The following is a 14,345-nucleotide window of genomic DNA, read 5'->3' as shown; positions in this document are numbered from 1 at the left end:
GTTCGCCGAAATTGACTATTACGTAAAAGTCAATATTATTGCCGGTTCGAGGACGGGGAACACATGCCGGTGAACAAATATTATAGCATAACGGAGCTGACGCGCGAATTTGGAGTATCGACGCGCACGCTCCGCTTCTACGAAGACGAGGGACTGATCCATCCGGAGCGGCGAGGGCGCACGCGTCTTTTCCGGCCGGCAGACCGACGGCTCATTGGAGAAATCCTGCGCGGGCGGCGGATCGGTTTCACCATCGCGGAAATCCGCGAGATCATCCAGGTCTACAAGGAGCCGCCGGGCGAGCTCGGCCAGCTGAAACTTCTGATGAAGCGCGTCGACGAGAAGCGTGAGGACCTGCGCCAGAAGCGCAAGGACATAGACGATACGCTGACCGAACTCGACAATATCGAAGAGGCCTGCCTCGGCCGCCTTGCCGAAATCGGCGTTACCACCTGAGACTTGCCGCAGGGTGGCGCCGAACCTTTATTGCGCCTCGGCGCTGCACTCGCCGGCGATCGTCTGGACTCGCTCATCGCTCTGCAGATCGATCTTGCCCGCCTGCAGCGGTGTCAGCAGCGCCTGAGCCTGCAATCTGTCGAGCGTGCACTGGCAGAAGCTGCGGCAGAGCGCTTCGCCTTGCTGCATGACGCAAGCGGAGTTGCATTGCCCAAGGTAAGTTTCGACCGGATCCGGCTGCGGCGGCGGGACGACAAGGGAAAGTCCGTAAGCGATCGCGATCAGCACCGGCTGATGAACGAGGTAGAAGGCAAGGCTGTGGCGGCCAAGCTTCGCCGGCCACCAGGAGCCTGTGCCGATGGCCGCGAGCCGATGCGGCAGCCTGGTTCTGATGGCAATCAAGGCGCTGCTCAAGCCCACGAAAAACGGCGTAGCCCAGGGAAACAGCGGCACATAATCGTTAGAGCGTTGCGGCGTTTCGGCAAGCCCGATCCAGGCGAGATATCTCGGATCGAAGAAGGATGAGCGGAGAAGGCCCGGTGTGCCGAAATTATCGAGAATCCAGGCGGCAAGGAGCGCGACTGTGACGAGGAGCGTGAAGGCGAGCGGCAATCTGACAAAAACGACGCCGATGAGCGTGAGCACCGCGATACAATGCAGGATGCCGAAATAGATCCACGTGTCCGGCATCGCGATGCGGGTGGCGATCGAAATGACCGCAGCCGCCGCGGCAATCATGCCGACACGTTTCCAGAAGGACGGCCAGCGAATTGTCGGCGTGCTGGAGAGCACCAGGCTGATGCCGACGATGAAGAGAAAGGTCGTGGCGATCGCCCGGGCATAGATCTTCAGCCAACCGGTCTCGGCCGTGCCCGGCGCCAGATAGGCCATGAACTCCATGTCCCAGGTGAAATGGTAGCTCGCCATGGCGATCAATGCGACGCCGCGCGCCGTATCCAATAGGCCGATGCGCGGCGGTCTTGCCACCCCATCGGCCTGCATTGCCGGCATTGTCATCAAAGTCCCCCGGTCAAATCATTTCCGTCGTTCGATGGCATATCGCGGCGAATAGCAGAAAGGTGTGGATTTGATGGCGGGCCGGCATCCATGATTGCCAGCCGCGCCTGCGAGAAGAACTGCCGCCGTGTCAGCACGAAGATCACGGTCGCCGTCGTCAGCATGAAGACGTAAGGGTTGATGAACCAGCCGAGATAGCCGATCGACAGGAAGATAGCCCTGAGGCCCTCGTTGAAATTGCTGCCGGCGATGACATTCATGCGGATGACGCGTTCGGCGGCCCGCTCGGCGGCGATGATGTCGCTCTCGGCTTCGCGCATCATCGGGATGGAGCCGAAAAGGATGGTGCAATAGTTGAACAGCCGATAGGACCAGCCGAACTTGAAGAAGGCATAGCCGAACAGCGCCGCCAGTCCACCCACCTTCATCTCGAAGGCGGCATGGCCGCTGTGGAAGACGAAGGGCAGGTCGGCAAAAACAGCGTCGACTTTCTCCGTTGCGCCAAGCAGGGCGAAGCAGCTGCCGATCGCGAAAATCGAGGTCGAGGCGAAAAAGGCCGTGCCGTTCTGCAGTCCTGCCATGATCTGCGTGTCGATCATTTTCAGGTCACGGCGCAGCGAATTGTAGATCCACTCCCGCCGCCGTTCGGTCATCGCGTGGGTGAGGCTGGTGCGGCCGAAGAAGGTGCGGCCCTTCAGCAGCCAGGAATAACCCACCCAGACACAGGCAAAGAAGGCCAGAGCGATATAATCCGCCGTCGTCATCAACGATTCAGTCTCCGCATGAATGCGGCCACCTTACATATGCGCCGCGATGCTGCAATGACCGGCAGGGCGCGCCCGGGGCGATATACCGCTTTGAAAAGCGATTTCGATTTTCAGGGCTCTGCGTTAATGTGAAATGTCGCACCGACTCCATGCGATGTCGGTTCGCCGCTTGGATCCGAAACCGGCGCCGTTTAAATTTGCATTCCAGTGTTCAGAAGGCGCATCCATGTTTCTTTCGGTATTCGACGTGTTCAAGATCGGTGTCGGACCGTCGAGTTCGCACACGATGGGTCCGATGTCGGCCGCCAACAGGTTTCTCGACCTGATGCTGTCGAATGAATGGCCGCGCCCGTCATCGGGCGCTCAGGTCGTCGCGATCAAGGTCAGCCTGCATGGCTCGCTCGCCCATACCGGGATCGGTCATGGCACGGGCAGGGCTGTCATTCTCGGACTGATGGGCGAGGCGCCCGACAGTGTCGATCCCGACAGGATGGACGGAATCATCGATACCGTGGAGCGCACCGGCCGCATCACACCTGCGGGCCATCCGGCATACCAGTTCCAACCGAAGACCGACCTGATCTTCGACAAGAAACAGCCACTGCCCGGCCATGCTAACGGTATGATCTTTTCCGCGTTCGACAAGGACGGCCGGCTGCTCCTCAAGCGCATCTATTATTCGGTCGGCGGCGGCTTCGTCGTTACCGACACCGAGCTGGAGCAGATGCGGGCGAAGAAGAATGCGACGGGCGGCGTGCGCGTGCCCTATCCCTTCTCGACCGCCAAGCAGATGCTTGACATGGCGGAGCGCTCGGGGCTTTCGATCGCGCAGATGAAGCGGGCGAACGAGGAGAGTCAGCGCAGCCGTGAAGAGCTCGATCAGGGGCTCGACCGCATCTGGGAAGCAATGCGTTCCTGCATCGAGCGCGGCCTCAAGGTCGAAGGTGTCATGCCCGGCGGTCTCAACGTCAAGCGCCGTGCCCGCCGCATCCACGATAAGCTGCAGGAGGAATGGCGCAGCAACCGCGTCAATCCGCTGCTCGCCAATGATTGGCTCAGCGTCTATGCAATGGCCGTCAACGAGGAGAATGCGGCGGGCGGGCGCGTCGTCACCGCGCCGACCAATGGCGCGGCCGGCGTCATTCCGGCAACGATCCGCTACTACGAGCATTTCCACGAGGACTGGGACCAGAACGGCATCCGCGATTACCTGCTGACGGCTGCGGCGATCGGCGGGATCATCAAGCACAATGCCTCGATCTCCGGCGCCGAGGTCGGCTGTCAGGGCGAGGTCGGCTCGGCCGCGGCGATGGCGGCTGCGGGCCTTGCGGCCGTAATGGGCGGTACGCCGGAGCAGATCGAGAACGCCGCCGAGATCGCGCTCGAACATCATCTCGGCATGACCTGCGATCCTGTCGCAGGCCTCGTGCAGGTTCCCTGTATCGAGCGCAACGCGCTTGGCGCCGTCAAGGCCGTCACGGCGGCATCGCTTGCCGTCAAGGGCGACGGCCAGCATTTCGTGCCGCTCGACGCCTGTATCGAGACGATGCGCCAGACCGGCCACGACATGAGCGAGAAATACAAGGAAACTTCGACCGGCGGCCTGGCCGTCAACGTCGTCGAATGCTGAGCGTGCGAACTCCATAGCTTCACACTTGACGCCCGCCGCCAAAAGGATTTCAACGGCGGCATGGCATTGCATCTCATCAAACTCTGTGTCGGCGCCGACTCGATCGAGGATCTGCGCGAATGGGTGGCGGAGCGCTCGCTGCGCGCCATTGCCGCCGGGCTCGAACCGCATTCGGTTCACACGACGCGCATGGTGCCCAAACGCATGGAGGAGCTTCTCGACGGCGGCTCGCTCTATTGGGTGATCAAGGGACAGGTGCAGGCGAGGCAGAGGCTGCTCGACATCGAAACGTTCACCGACGATGAAGGAATTTCACGCTGCCGTCTAATTCTCGGCCCGGAGGTCGTCGAAACCGCGGTGCAGCCGAAGCGGCCGTTCCAGGGTTGGCGCTACTATATGCCGGATGACGTGCCGCCCGATCTGACGAGCTTGGGCGCCGGGATCGCCGAAATGCCCGCGGAGCTGCGCCGCGAGCTGACAGAGCTCGGCCTGCTCTAATTTTACCGCCCTAAATGCCGGTTTCGGACAACGGCGTGTGGATTTCAGCGCAGACGCAGTTGCACCGGGGCGCTGCCGTCCGGCGACGTCACATGCAGATGAATGTGGGCTTCCGGCTGCGAATAGCGCCAGGCGCGGGCGCCGTGGCAAAGCAGCAGGTTGATGAGATCCCGGGTCTTGGCAGACTTCGCCCTCGGTCGTTGCAGACCGATTTCGGCAAGTCGCAGAGCCGCTTCGTGCAGCGGATGCAGGGGTGAACGCCCTTTGGCCCCGCCGCGGCGGTCTGCTGGCATTCCCGGAACATTCTCATTGATCGCCATTGTTTTCCCCGTACGCACTACTGATCGAGTTCAAAACCGGTGGCCGGAAACGCAAACACCGATTCCGGCCGTTAGGGGTGCCGCCGGCCTTGTCGCAGGCAGCACCGAATAGCTCATTGTGCGGCTGCCCAGCACTTGATGCCGGCCTTCTTCAAGGCCTTGCAGGCGTTGACCGCATCGCGCTGATCGTCAAAGCCGCCGAAACGGGCGCGGTAGACCTGGTCGCTGCCAGCGCCATAGGCAACGGCGAAGGGCTTTGCCGAGGCCAGCGCCTTGCCGCCCTTGCTCTTGGCGCTCTCCAGGAGGTCCATGGCCATCTGGCGGCTCGGCGAGACGCCGACCTGCACGACCCAGCCCGCCGGTGCGGCGCTTGCCGGGGTGCTGCTGGTCGAAGCGGTCGTGACGTGGTCGACGGCGGCGTCGTCCTGGGCAGCCGGTGCGGCCACCGGAGCCTGCTGCTTGAAGCTCGTGGTCTTGACCCTGGTCGGCGCCGGCATCGTCTGGGCGACCAGCGGGTTGTCGGACTTCGGCGCCGATGTTTCGGTATAGGCAACCTCGGTCTCGGCCACCTCGCGCGCATCCGGCAGCGGGCCCTTATGCGGCAGGCTGAGATCGGCTGCAGCGGCAGAAACCGGCGGCTGCGCCGCGGTGATCGTCTTTGCGACCTGCTGGGGGGCAACCTGCTGTGAAGCGACCTGCTGCCGGGCCTTCTGCGGCTGAACCGGAGCGGGGGTTTCGATCATTTCAGGGGCGGGGGCTGTCTGGGCCACCAGCGCCGAATTTCCGCCGCGGCTCGACGCCTTCGGCAGGTAGGTGGCGATCAGGTTGCGCATCTGGGCGTCGCGAGCCGACCCGGAAGTGCCGCCGAGCACGACGCTGACGATCGACTTGCCGTCGACCTGCACCGAACTCACCAGATTAAAGCCGGCGGCGCGCGTATAACCGGTCTTGATGCCGTCGACGCCGCGCACGGAGCCGACCAGCCGATTGTGGCTACGGATCGTGCGGGTGCCGAACTTGAAGGCGCGGGTGGAAAAATAGCCGTAATATTGCGGGAAGTGCTGGCGAAGGGCGATGCCGAGGCGGGCCTGGTCGCGGGCCGTCGTCATCTGCGCCGTATTCGGCAGGCCGTTGGCGTTTCGATAGGTGGTGCGCGTCATGCCGAGCGCATGCGCCTTGGCGGTCATCATCTGGGCGAAGCGGTCTTCGCTGCCGCCGAGCATCTCGCCAAGCGCGGTTGCGGCATCATTGGCCGACAGGGTGACGAGACCGAGGATGCCCTGCTCGACGGTGATTGTGCCGCCGGCACGCACGCCAAGCTTGGTCGGCGCCTGGGCGGCCGCATGAGCGGAGAAGGGAACCGGTGTATCGAGGCGGATGCGACCCTGCTCCAAGGCCTCGAAGGTCATATAAAGGGTCATCATCTTGGTCAAAGAGGCTGGGTATTGCAGCCGATCGGCATTCTCGCTGTAGAGAACGTTGCCGGTCTTGGCGTCGACGACGATGCCCGCATATTTCGGATTGGCCGCCTCCGCGTCGGCATTGACCGAATCAACCAGGACGACCGTGAGAGCCATCGAAAGGATCGCCAGGAGCTTCGCGAAGAAGCTGCCGGACCGGGACGATGATACGGAGGAGACTGACCTTGACACTATTCCACTCTTCGCTTTGCATTTCAGATATTGGGCAGGAACCGCACACCCCCCGCCGCACAGCTCGTCTTTTGAAATTACCGATTCAGCGTTACCAATCCGTTTATGATGAATCGTTTCAATCCTTGTCCGGCAGCATTTTAGGGACTTGTCACAGAACGGTTCACGAGACGCGCTTCCACAAAGAGGCGGATCGCGGCATCAATATGTTCCCAGTCGGCGAGATGGCTGCTGGAGAAGCGGTAGAGGACGCTGAGATCCTTGCCGATCTTGATGTCGCGCTGACAATCTCCGCTTGCAGCCTTGTCCGGAGTTGAAGGCAATATGCAGCGCACGACGTAGTCCGGCCCGCCTGTGACCGGTGCCGTGAGCAGCACTTCTCCGCCGTAACCGGCGTCGGCGCGAAGTCGATGGAGTGCCAAGCCGTCCCGGAAAGGCTCGGCTGCTCCTTCGATCAGATGCGAATAGATCGGCTCCAACCGACCGGACATGTCGCGGGACATGGTGCTCTGGGCGATCTGCAGGAAGATGAGGCCGGAGGATTGGGCGATATCGTCGAATCGCAGATGGTTGTCCTTGCCGTAACCCTGCATGGAGGGCCAGGCGAGGTAGAGATCGACGCGCTCGGCAGCGCCGTCATGTCTCTGGCTCGGGAAGCGGATGGCATTTTCGGGGAATTTCACTGTGTCGCGGCCGATGGTCAGCGTGATTTCAGCCGTGCTGTCGGTGTTGCCGGCAAGGGAGATATGCCGGCCGAACCAACGGCCGGCGATGCTGATGGCGACGGTCAGGACCGCCAGGACTGAAATCACCGCCATCGTGCGCAGAAGAAACCTCCTCGAAAGAAGCGGCTGCTCGTCGGGTGCGCTTTGGGCGGCTTGGCTCATGGCGGTTCTTCGCGTTTCGGTCCGCCGTAGGAAGAACATGAGCCGCCGGTGCCGATGATGAATCTCATCGCCATGATCGAGCCGGCAGGGTTAATACTTCGCTAAGATTTCGGGTCGCAGTTGTACCGGGATGGACCCTTGTCCCAAAAATGAGCGAGCCGTTCCCGGGACAGCGGGAACGGCTCTTGGGCACCGGTCGGGGACGGGATGCGGGGACTGACCGGGCCGAAACCTGTGCCGGCTTTGCCGGCGGGCTGGCTTACCTGACGCTGCCGACGGCGACAGCGCGGCCGTCCTGAAGCTTCGACCAGCGGGCCGGATCGCTGGCGGACTGGCGCTTCAGATAGGTGTATTCGGTGTCCGACCACAGCAGCACCTTGTTGCGCATGTTGTCGAGAATGAAGTCGCCGTGATCGGTGCGGACGGTCAGCACAGCGTGGCCTTCGCCGTTCGGCTGCAGCACGACGGTGATCAGCGTGTCGGATGGCGAGAAGCCGTCCTCGATCAGCATCTTGCGCTTCAGCAGGGCATAGTCCTCGCAATCGCCGACGCTGGTCGGATAGGCCCAGCGCTCTTCGACGCCATAGATCTGTTCATCCGTCTCCGGCTGGATCGATGAATTGACCGTGTAGTTGACCTTGAGAATTTCCTTCCAGCGGTCCTCCGTGAGGACGGCTGGCCCGGCATCGCCGCCGGCATAGGCGCATTCCGTCGGATTGGCCTTGCAGAATTCGTAGTGTCCGATCGGCGGGCTGGCATTGCCTGCCAGTGCCATGCTGGCGGGCGTTGCCTGTCCGGAGCCCGCCATTCCCATCATGATCGCACTAGCCAGAAGGCCGCCTTTCAGGATGTTCGCAGTCGTCATTGCCGTCTCCCCTAAGTTGAGGCGACAATGACACGGACGTTTTTATCTCACGCAAAATTACGCAATAGAATTAAAGTCTTAGTTGATTCAAATGCCGATAAAACTTGGCTCGAATGCGAATAAACTTCGGTGCGTATTTGAGTCGAAATCGATTAAAATTGTAATGGGCGCGACAAGGACTTCGTCCACGGAAAGCCTGCGCCGCCGTCGCGGCGTTAAGAGTTTTCGCTGGGCCGGATAAGTGCCGGCGGCGCTACGGCGGGACGTGTGCGGCGGAAATGCCGGTGGAATCGATCGGTTGGAATGGGCCGAAAGCAGAATATCGCTCGGATTCCGGCGTCCGGCATTAAAATTATTTTTGAGAAAAATCGCGAAATCGATCGGTGGCGGCGACGATTGCTGCGCTCATGTCGGGACCTGCGGTGGAATGGAAAGCGTGCGGAAGGATTACGAGTTCGCTTTGTGGCCAGGCGCGGGCCAGTTCCCAGGCGGTGACGAGCGGCGCCTCGATGTCGAACCGCCCCTGCAGCAGGATGCCGGGAATGTCGGCAAGCCGCGCGGCGTTCTTCAGGAGCACGCCATCCTCCAGCCAGGCTCCGTTGACGAAGTAGTGGGTGATGATGCGGGCGCGCGTCAGCACATAAGCCGGATCGGCCCAGCGGCGCGGCAGTCCTTCCCCGGCGAGCAGGATCGAGGCTGCTTCCCAATCATGCCAGTCTCGCGCCGCCTTGAGACGCGTCTTAGGATCCGGATCATTGAGGAGGTGGTGATAGGCGCTGGCCATGTCGTCGTCCAGCCCTGGCGTGCCGGACGGGATTCCCTGACGGAAGCGGTGCCATTCTTCCGGAAAAAGCGGCGCCATGCCGCGGCAAAGCCAGTCGATTTCCGATCGCCGCGTGGTGGTCACGCCCGATATGACAATCGCCCTGACGCACTGTGGATGCGATTCGGCATAGGCGAGCGCCAGCGTCGAGCCCCAGGAGTTGCCGAACAGCAGCCAGCTCTCGATGCCTAGGAAGAGCCGCAGCTTTTCGATATCGGCGACGAGATGCCAGGTCGTATTGCGGGAGAGATCGGTTTCGGGATCGGCTGCACTCGGCAGGCTTCGGCCGCAATTGCGCTGGTCGAAGAGGATGATCCGATAGGCGTCCGGATCGAACTGGCGGCGCGCCGCGGTCGAACAGCCCGAACCCGGCCCGCCGTGCAGGACGAGTGCCGGTCGCCCCATCGGGTTTCCGCAGGCTTCCCAATAAATCAGGTTGCCGTCGCCCGCATCGAGCATGCCGTGATCATAGGGTTCGATTTCCGGATAGAGGGCTGGCATCGGTGCACCTGCGGTCGAGATAGGCTTATTCATCATATCCATGACGAAGGGAGGACGGATGACAGGACGGGAATTGCCGGCCAAAACAATCCTGGCCGATTTCACGCGACCTGCTCCGGGCGAACGATGTCGCAGGTTGTTCCACTCATAACTCTATGTTCTTACTGGTTGGAAGGACTTGCGACAAGACTCGCGCCAATCTTCCAAAGCCGGATTTGCTGCCCGCTTGCAGATCGCTTGCGGGGAGGCTTGTGCGTTTCAACACGACCTTACCCGGTGCACGACAGACCCGGTGCGGCTCCGATTTGACAAACGCTTTCGGCGCTGTCCGTCACCAATGAACCCGCCACAAAGGCTCGCGGCAGGGCATCGGTTTTTTCAGGCTGTCAGAGGAATTCGCGCAGCGTCTCGCGGGACTGGATCGACAGAAATTCGATCGCCACGCCTTCGACGAAGTGACGCACGACGCGGCCGCGCATGTTGCCAAGGCGCACCGCCGTTCCGATCGAGGGACGCATTTCGACGTCGATGGCGGCGCCGGACAGCGACAGGTCCATGATGCGGCAGGTATAGCGCGTGCCATCCTCGAGCGTGAGTTCGGTCTTCGTATCACGCGGCGTCAGACGGTCGTGGCGACGATCTTCCGGCAGGCCGAGCTCGTGCTTGTTGGCAAGCCAGGTGAGCTGTGCGGCGAGCTTCTCGCGCTTGCGCTCGGTGGCGTTGATCGACATGGTGAATCCGCGGCCGTCGAGTGTCTGGACGTAACCTTCGACGCGCCCGAGATGGTCGATATAGGCGACAACGCGTTCGTTGGCGCGCGGCCGGCCGGAGCAGGTGACGTACATGTCGCCGGGCGACATGTCGATCACCATGCATTCGAATTCCTCGTAATTCGCAAGCATGAGCCGGCCCTGCATATTGATCGGCACACGCTGGAAAACGCCTTGTTCAGGGCGCGGCGCAGGTCGTTGCGTCTGAGCTGGCTGGAACGAGTGCATCAAAGGGCTTCTTCATGAAAACTGGAGAGATTAATCCTTACCTCCAATCCATTAACAGAAGGTTGTTTCGACCCGTTGTGACATAGCCGAAAACGAGTGCGCGCCTTGTCCCGAAACGAGACGCTTTAACGCGCCTCGGCGCTCAGCAGCTGCGACACCATGCGTCGCATGGCCTGGCCGAATCCGATGCCTTTTGCCGCGACGACCTCGTTGATCGAGCGCAGTTCGGCCGGCGTGGCCTTGCTGAATTTTTCGGGCAGCAGACGGCTGCGGTCGAGCGCCAGGAATTCCAGCGGCACGACCTCCAGCCAGCTCGCAGCCGCCGTCGGTGCGATCGCGCCGAGCAGCCGGTCGCAGGCGCCGTTAGACGAGCGCAGCGGCATCATGATGATCTCAAAGGAGGCCTGATGACCGACGGTGCTGTAGCCGGTGGTGTTGAACAGGGCCGGCATGGCATGGTCCATGACGCCCATCGCCGTGCGTTCGATGTCCGCATGCTGGCCATGCGCCCAGAGGGATGAAAAATGTTCGCCGCGCAGGTCGCGCCCGAAGAAATCGCAGATGCGGGTGCCGGCGAGCCGGAAAACGATGTCTCCGTCGTCGCGCGTCTCAAGGATAAAGAGACTTTGCAGAAGATGGGGAACGGCAGAGGGTTCAACCTGTGATTTCAGCGGCGCATCGGCAGCGCCACGGATACGGTTCCAGTAGTCAAAAATCTCGATGGTCGTTTGCACACGCATTTCACACCAACCTGTCCCATTCCGGAGCATTTTCGGGCAGTCATTGCCCGTACAGCTTCTACCTTGCGGATTTCATGCCAGATCCGGGCCGTTAAGGTTAAGAAAGGGTTTCGGTTGAGGCGCGGCGTCTATCGTGACAATGTCCAGCCATCGCTCCGACTTTCGGAGTTCAGCACAATCTGCCGATCCGGGGTCTTTCCAGGAATTCGGGTTACGCCGCCCGGCACTACGGGCGGCTTTTTTTTTGGTCATGCCTCCTGTATGGCTGAGGCCTCAACGAGGCGATAAAGATGAACGAGCAGACGGGCGCGCCAGATAAGGCGCCCGAACCTTCCGAGGCCGAGCCGCCGGCGCGGCCCCCGCGCGTACCGGTCTTCAACCTTCCGCCGGCGCTGCTCTTCAGCCTATGCCTGCTTATCCTCATCTATGCAGTGCAGGCGCTCGTTCTATCGGACGATGCGGTGGGCTGGCTGCTGTTTACCTTCGGTTTCGTCCCCGCTCGCTACGTGATTCCGCTATCGCAGCAGGGGCTGGAGCTGTTCTGGACGCCCGTTACCTATTCGCTGCTGCACGGCAGCGCCCAGCATATCCTCTTCAACGCCTTCTGGCTGATGGCCTTCGGCGCACCGGTCGTGCGCCGCATCGGGACGTTACGCTTCCTGTTCTTCTGGATCTTGTCCGCCGCCGCTTCCGCCGCCCTGCACGCGATCCTGAATTGGGGAGACGTATCGCTGCTGATCGGCGCGTCGGGCGTCATTTCCGGGCTGATGGGGGCCGCCTGCCGATTCGCCTTTCCGGCCGATCGGCGACCGATGCCGGTTGCGCATCTCAACGCCCGGCTTTCTGTCGTCGACGCCCTGAAGAGCCGGACCGTCGTCATTTTCATTCTTCTCTGGCTGGTCGGTAACGCCCTGATCGCCGTCGGCATTCCGCTCGTAGGCGACAGCGACCAGGAGATCGCCTGGGATGCGCATATTGGCGGCTTCGTCTTCGGATTCCTTTTGTTTTCGATGTTCGACCGGGCGCCACGGCCGCCTGCAGAACCGAAGGGAGCGGAGAAGGATATGTTGCAATCCTGAGCCGGGCGGTGCACCATCGAACGATCCGCGATTGGGGGGAGAAGCCGTCGTGGATGCCTATGACACATGTCACAGGCTCGACAAAGGAGGTTCGAATGACCAATTCAGTCAAAGCAATCCTCGACCTGAAGGGCAGGGACGTCGTCACCGCCGGGCCGAACACCACCGTCGCCGAGGCAGCCGCGATTCTGAGCAAGAAGAAGATCGGCGCCATCGTTGTCGTCGGCATGGAGAACCGGATTTCCGGCATGTTCACCGAGCGCGATCTCGTGCATGCCATCGCCAAACACGGCAAGGGGAGTCTCGATCAGCCGCTCTCGCAGGTGATGACTTCAAAAGTCTACCGTTGCCACGAGGAGACGACCGTCAACGAGCTGATGGAACTGATGACCAGCCGCCGCTTCCGCCACGTACCGGTGGAAAGTAACGGCAAGCTTGCCGGCATCATCTCGATCGGCGACGTGGTAAAATCCCGGATCGCCGAAGTCGAGCGCGAAGCCGAGGACATCAAGGCCTATATTGCCGGCTGAGGGTCCGGCTGTTCGTTCAAACGTGCTGTCGCTCCTGTCGGGGCGACGCGTCACGGAGCGCTGGCGTAGACTTCCTGCATGCGCTTGATCTCGGGAAGCCTGGCTCTGGCTTCCTCGTAGCCCCGCTCGATGGCCTCACCGGCGCGGTGGAATTCCGAGAGGCCGATATAGCTCAGGCGCGGCTGCAGCGAAATGTCGGGCGGATCGCCGGCAAGGCGAGCGCGGGCAATTCTGTCCTGGATAATGTTGAAGGCCTGCACCATGACTCCGGTCATGCCGAGGCGGGCATAGGGCGCTTCTTCCTGTTTCTGCACTTCCTGCTGCGAGAGGCTGGCATTGTGCCGGACGACCGCCGAGCGGCCGTAGAGATCGTAATTGAGATTTACGGCGACGACCAGCGGCTGCTCATAGGCGCGGCAGACGGAGACGGGAACCGGGTTCACCAGCGCGCCGTCGACCAGCGTGCGGTGATTGCTGCGGACCGGCTCGAAGATGCCGGGTAGCGCATAGGAGGCGCGCAGCGCCGTGATCAGCGAACCATTGGCGATCCAGACCTCATGGCCGGTATTGACCTCGGCCGCGACTGCGACGAACGGCCGGTCCAGATCCTCGACGTTCAGGCCCTCGAGATGCTCCTGCATGCGTTTGGTCAGCCGCATGCCGCCGAACAACCCGCTGCCGCCGATCGTCAGATCGAGCAGACTGGCGATGCGGCGCATGGTCAGCGAGCGCGCAAAGCTTTCGAGTTCATCGAGTTTGCCGGCGAGATAGCAGCCGCCGACCAGCGCGCCGATCGATGTGCCGGCGATCATGCCGATCTCGATCTTTGCTTCGTCCAAAGCACGCAAGACGCCGATATGGGCCCAGCCGCGGGCCGCGCCACCGCCAAGAGCGAGCGCGATCTTGATTTTGGTGACAGGCGCGGGCGCAGGGATTGTCTCGAGTATCGTCGCCATGCCAGAACCGGAACCTTCGCCTTCAGCGCTTTGACGGTGCAGACTCCAGTTCAGCATTGCGCTCTCCCCTCCAGTAGAACACGTAAGTCTTGATAGTGTGCCCGATCGGTTGCCAAATGGTATATAGAACTGGTTTCTGGCACAATAAGGGGCAAATGCGAGTATAGTTCAGTCTATTTTCCGTAGACGTCCTGCGGATCGAAATGACGCTCGTCATCGACGATGTCGAGCATCGGCTTTCCGTCGCGCAGCGTCACCGTCCGATAGAAGCAGGAACGGCGGCCGGTGTGACAGGTCGCGTCATGGCCGGCGACCTCGACCTTCAGCCATATGGCATCCTGATCGCAATCGGTGCGAATTTCCTTCACCGTCTGAAGATTGCCCGAGGTCTCGCCCTTTTTCCAGATCTTGCCGCGCGACCGGCTGAAGTAATGGGCCGTGCCCGTCTGGATGGTCAACGCCAGGGCCTGGGCATTCATATGCGCCACCATCAGCAGTTCGCCATCGCCGGCGTCGGTGACGATCGCAGTGATCAGGCCACGGTCATCGAAACGCGGCGTGAAATCGCCGGCGTCTTCCAACGCCGACTTGTCCTCGGATGGTTGATTGAAGATCAGTTGACTCAT

General features: G+C 61.6%; 16 protein-coding genes. 5 read left to right on the top strand and 11 right to left on the bottom strand.

The window, feature by feature from the left end:
* Positions 1–63: 63 nt before the first annotated feature.
* Entirely contained in the window at positions 64–456 is a 393-nt protein-coding gene (locus tag NMA58_RS10095; protein ID WP_011425479.1) for a MerR family transcriptional regulator, read from the top strand.
* A 27-nt stretch (positions 457–483) separates the two neighbouring features.
* Here the strand turns inward: NMA58_RS10095 and NMA58_RS10090 are convergent, their stop codons facing one another.
* Together NMA58_RS10090 and NMA58_RS10085 are read right to left on the bottom strand one after the other, a co-directional pair.
* The gene (locus tag NMA58_RS10090; RefSeq protein WP_430959405.1) at positions 484–1,473 is read right to left on the bottom strand and encodes a heparan-alpha-glucosaminide N-acetyltransferase; all 990 of its coding nucleotides are present in this window, start codon (positions 1,471–1,473) and stop codon (positions 484–486) included.
* Positions 1,473–2,237 (bottom strand): DUF599 domain-containing protein, encoded by a 765-nt coding sequence (locus NMA58_RS10085; RefSeq protein WP_434713203.1) that lies wholly within the window; start codon positions 2,235–2,237, stop codon positions 1,473–1,475. The genes NMA58_RS10090 and NMA58_RS10085 overlap by 1 nt, the downstream gene beginning before the upstream one ends.
* Before the next feature lie 229 nt (positions 2,238–2,466).
* Here NMA58_RS10085 and NMA58_RS10080 point away from each other — a divergent pair, with 229 nt between their 5' ends.
* Positions 2,467–3,870 carry an L-serine ammonia-lyase gene (locus tag NMA58_RS10080; RefSeq protein WP_430959403.1) on the top strand — a complete coding sequence of 468 codons (1,404 nt, stop codon included), beginning with the start codon at positions 2,467–2,469 and terminating at the stop codon, positions 3,868–3,870.
* 60 nt (positions 3,871–3,930) lie between these two features.
* Positions 3,931–4,368, top strand: coding sequence for a DUF1489 family protein (locus NMA58_RS10075; RefSeq protein WP_434713201.1), 438 nt, complete (start codon positions 3,931–3,933; stop codon positions 4,366–4,368).
* 44 nt (positions 4,369–4,412) lie between these two features.
* Here NMA58_RS10075 and NMA58_RS10070 read toward each other — a convergent pair whose 3' ends face one another.
* The 7 genes from NMA58_RS10070 to NMA58_RS10040 form a co-directional block, all read right to left on the bottom strand.
* Positions 4,413–4,688 carry a hypothetical protein gene (locus NMA58_RS10070; protein ID WP_430959401.1) on the bottom strand — a complete coding sequence of 92 codons (276 nt, stop codon included), beginning with the start codon at positions 4,686–4,688 and terminating at the stop codon, positions 4,413–4,415.
* 113 nt (positions 4,689–4,801) lie between these two features.
* The gene (locus NMA58_RS10065) at positions 4,802–6,340 is read right to left on the bottom strand and encodes a serine hydrolase (protein WP_434713199.1); all 1,539 of its coding nucleotides are present in this window, start codon (positions 6,338–6,340) and stop codon (positions 4,802–4,804) included.
* A gap of 140 nt (positions 6,341–6,480) precedes the next feature.
* Positions 6,481–7,266 (bottom strand): hypothetical protein, encoded by a 786-nt coding sequence (locus tag NMA58_RS10060; protein WP_430959399.1) that lies wholly within the window; start codon positions 7,264–7,266, stop codon positions 6,481–6,483.
* Positions 7,267–7,486: 220 nt separating this feature from the next.
* Entirely contained in the window at positions 7,487–8,092 is a 606-nt protein-coding gene (locus tag NMA58_RS10055) for a transglutaminase-like cysteine peptidase (protein ID WP_221112463.1), read from the bottom strand.
* Positions 8,093–8,444: 352 nt separating this feature from the next.
* Positions 8,445–9,416, bottom strand: a complete 972-nt coding sequence (gene pip / locus NMA58_RS10050; RefSeq protein WP_434713197.1) for a prolyl aminopeptidase — start codon at positions 9,414–9,416, stop codon at positions 8,445–8,447.
* Between the two features lie 386 nt (positions 9,417–9,802).
* On the bottom strand, positions 9,803–10,414 hold the full coding sequence (locus NMA58_RS10045; RefSeq protein WP_085778243.1) for a PilZ domain-containing protein: 612 nt from the start codon (positions 10,412–10,414) through the stop codon (positions 9,803–9,805).
* 125 nt (positions 10,415–10,539) lie between these two features.
* The gene (locus NMA58_RS10040; RefSeq protein ID WP_434713196.1) at positions 10,540–11,184 is read right to left on the bottom strand and encodes a PAS domain-containing protein; all 645 of its coding nucleotides are present in this window, start codon (positions 11,182–11,184) and stop codon (positions 10,540–10,542) included.
* 260 nt (positions 11,185–11,444) lie between these two features.
* Between NMA58_RS10040 and NMA58_RS10035 the strand changes: the two genes are divergently transcribed.
* Positions 11,445–12,233, top strand: a complete 789-nt coding sequence (locus tag NMA58_RS10035) for a rhomboid family intramembrane serine protease (RefSeq protein ID WP_434713195.1) — start codon at positions 11,445–11,447, stop codon at positions 12,231–12,233.
* Positions 12,234–12,328: 95 nt separating this feature from the next.
* A complete protein-coding gene (locus NMA58_RS10030; RefSeq protein WP_430959396.1) occupies positions 12,329–12,763 on the top strand; it encodes a CBS domain-containing protein in 435 nt (144 codons plus the stop codon).
* A gap of 50 nt (positions 12,764–12,813) precedes the next feature.
* Here the strand turns inward: NMA58_RS10030 and NMA58_RS10025 are convergent, their stop codons facing one another.
* The gene (locus NMA58_RS10025; protein WP_434713194.1) at positions 12,814–13,776 is read right to left on the bottom strand and encodes a patatin-like phospholipase family protein; all 963 of its coding nucleotides are present in this window, start codon (positions 13,774–13,776) and stop codon (positions 12,814–12,816) included.
* A gap of 116 nt (positions 13,777–13,892) precedes the next feature.
* A complete protein-coding gene (hisI, locus tag NMA58_RS10020; protein ID WP_085778238.1) occupies positions 13,893–14,345 on the bottom strand; it encodes a phosphoribosyl-AMP cyclohydrolase in 453 nt (150 codons plus the stop codon).

Origin of the sequence: Rhizobium sp. YTUHZ045 (assembly GCF_051124255.1) — a bacterium.
In the GTDB taxonomy this organism is placed as follows: Bacteria; Pseudomonadota; Alphaproteobacteria; order Rhizobiales; family Rhizobiaceae; genus Rhizobium.
Note: the sequence above shows the minus strand (reverse complement) of the source record. Positions and strands in the feature narration are given on the sequence as shown.

What these genes read in the sequence shown, in the direction of transcription:
- NMA58_RS10030 (WP_430959396.1), top strand. Translation starts at nt 12,329, where the DNA reads ATGACCAATTCAGTCAAAGCAATCCTCGACCTGAAGGGCAGGGACGTC.
- hisI (WP_085778238.1), bottom strand. Translation starts at nt 14,345, where the DNA reads ATGAGTCAACTGATCTTCAATCAACCATCCGAGGACAAGTCGGCGTTG.
- pip (WP_434713197.1), bottom strand. Translation starts at nt 9,416, where the DNA reads ATGCCAGCCCTCTATCCGGAAATCGAACCCTATGATCACGGCATGCTC.
- NMA58_RS10075 (WP_434713201.1), top strand. Translation starts at nt 3,931, where the DNA reads ATGGCATTGCATCTCATCAAACTCTGTGTCGGCGCCGACTCGATCGAG.
- NMA58_RS10035 (WP_434713195.1), top strand. Translation starts at nt 11,445, where the DNA reads ATGAACGAGCAGACGGGCGCGCCAGATAAGGCGCCCGAACCTTCCGAG.
- NMA58_RS10085 (WP_434713203.1), bottom strand. Translation starts at nt 2,237, where the DNA reads ATGACGACGGCGGATTATATCGCTCTGGCCTTCTTTGCCTGTGTCTGG.
- NMA58_RS10040 (WP_434713196.1), bottom strand. Translation starts at nt 11,184, where the DNA reads ATGCTCCGGAATGGGACAGGTTGGTGTGAAATGCGTGTGCAAACGACC.
- NMA58_RS10070 (WP_430959401.1), bottom strand. Translation starts at nt 4,688, where the DNA reads ATGGCGATCAATGAGAATGTTCCGGGAATGCCAGCAGACCGCCGCGGC.
- NMA58_RS10055 (WP_221112463.1), bottom strand. Translation starts at nt 8,092, where the DNA reads ATGACGACTGCGAACATCCTGAAAGGCGGCCTTCTGGCTAGTGCGATC.
- NMA58_RS10025 (WP_434713194.1), bottom strand. Translation starts at nt 13,776, where the DNA reads ATGCTGAACTGGAGTCTGCACCGTCAAAGCGCTGAAGGCGAAGGTTCC.
- NMA58_RS10095 (WP_011425479.1), top strand. Translation starts at nt 64, where the DNA reads ATGCCGGTGAACAAATATTATAGCATAACGGAGCTGACGCGCGAATTT.
- NMA58_RS10090 (WP_430959405.1), bottom strand. Translation starts at nt 1,473, where the DNA reads ATGACAATGCCGGCAATGCAGGCCGATGGGGTGGCAAGACCGCCGCGC.
- NMA58_RS10080 (WP_430959403.1), top strand. Translation starts at nt 2,467, where the DNA reads ATGTTTCTTTCGGTATTCGACGTGTTCAAGATCGGTGTCGGACCGTCG.
- NMA58_RS10045 (WP_085778243.1), bottom strand. Translation starts at nt 10,414, where the DNA reads ATGCACTCGTTCCAGCCAGCTCAGACGCAACGACCTGCGCCGCGCCCT.
- NMA58_RS10060 (WP_430959399.1), bottom strand. Translation starts at nt 7,266, where the DNA reads ATGTTCTTCCTACGGCGGACCGAAACGCGAAGAACCGCCATGAGCCAA.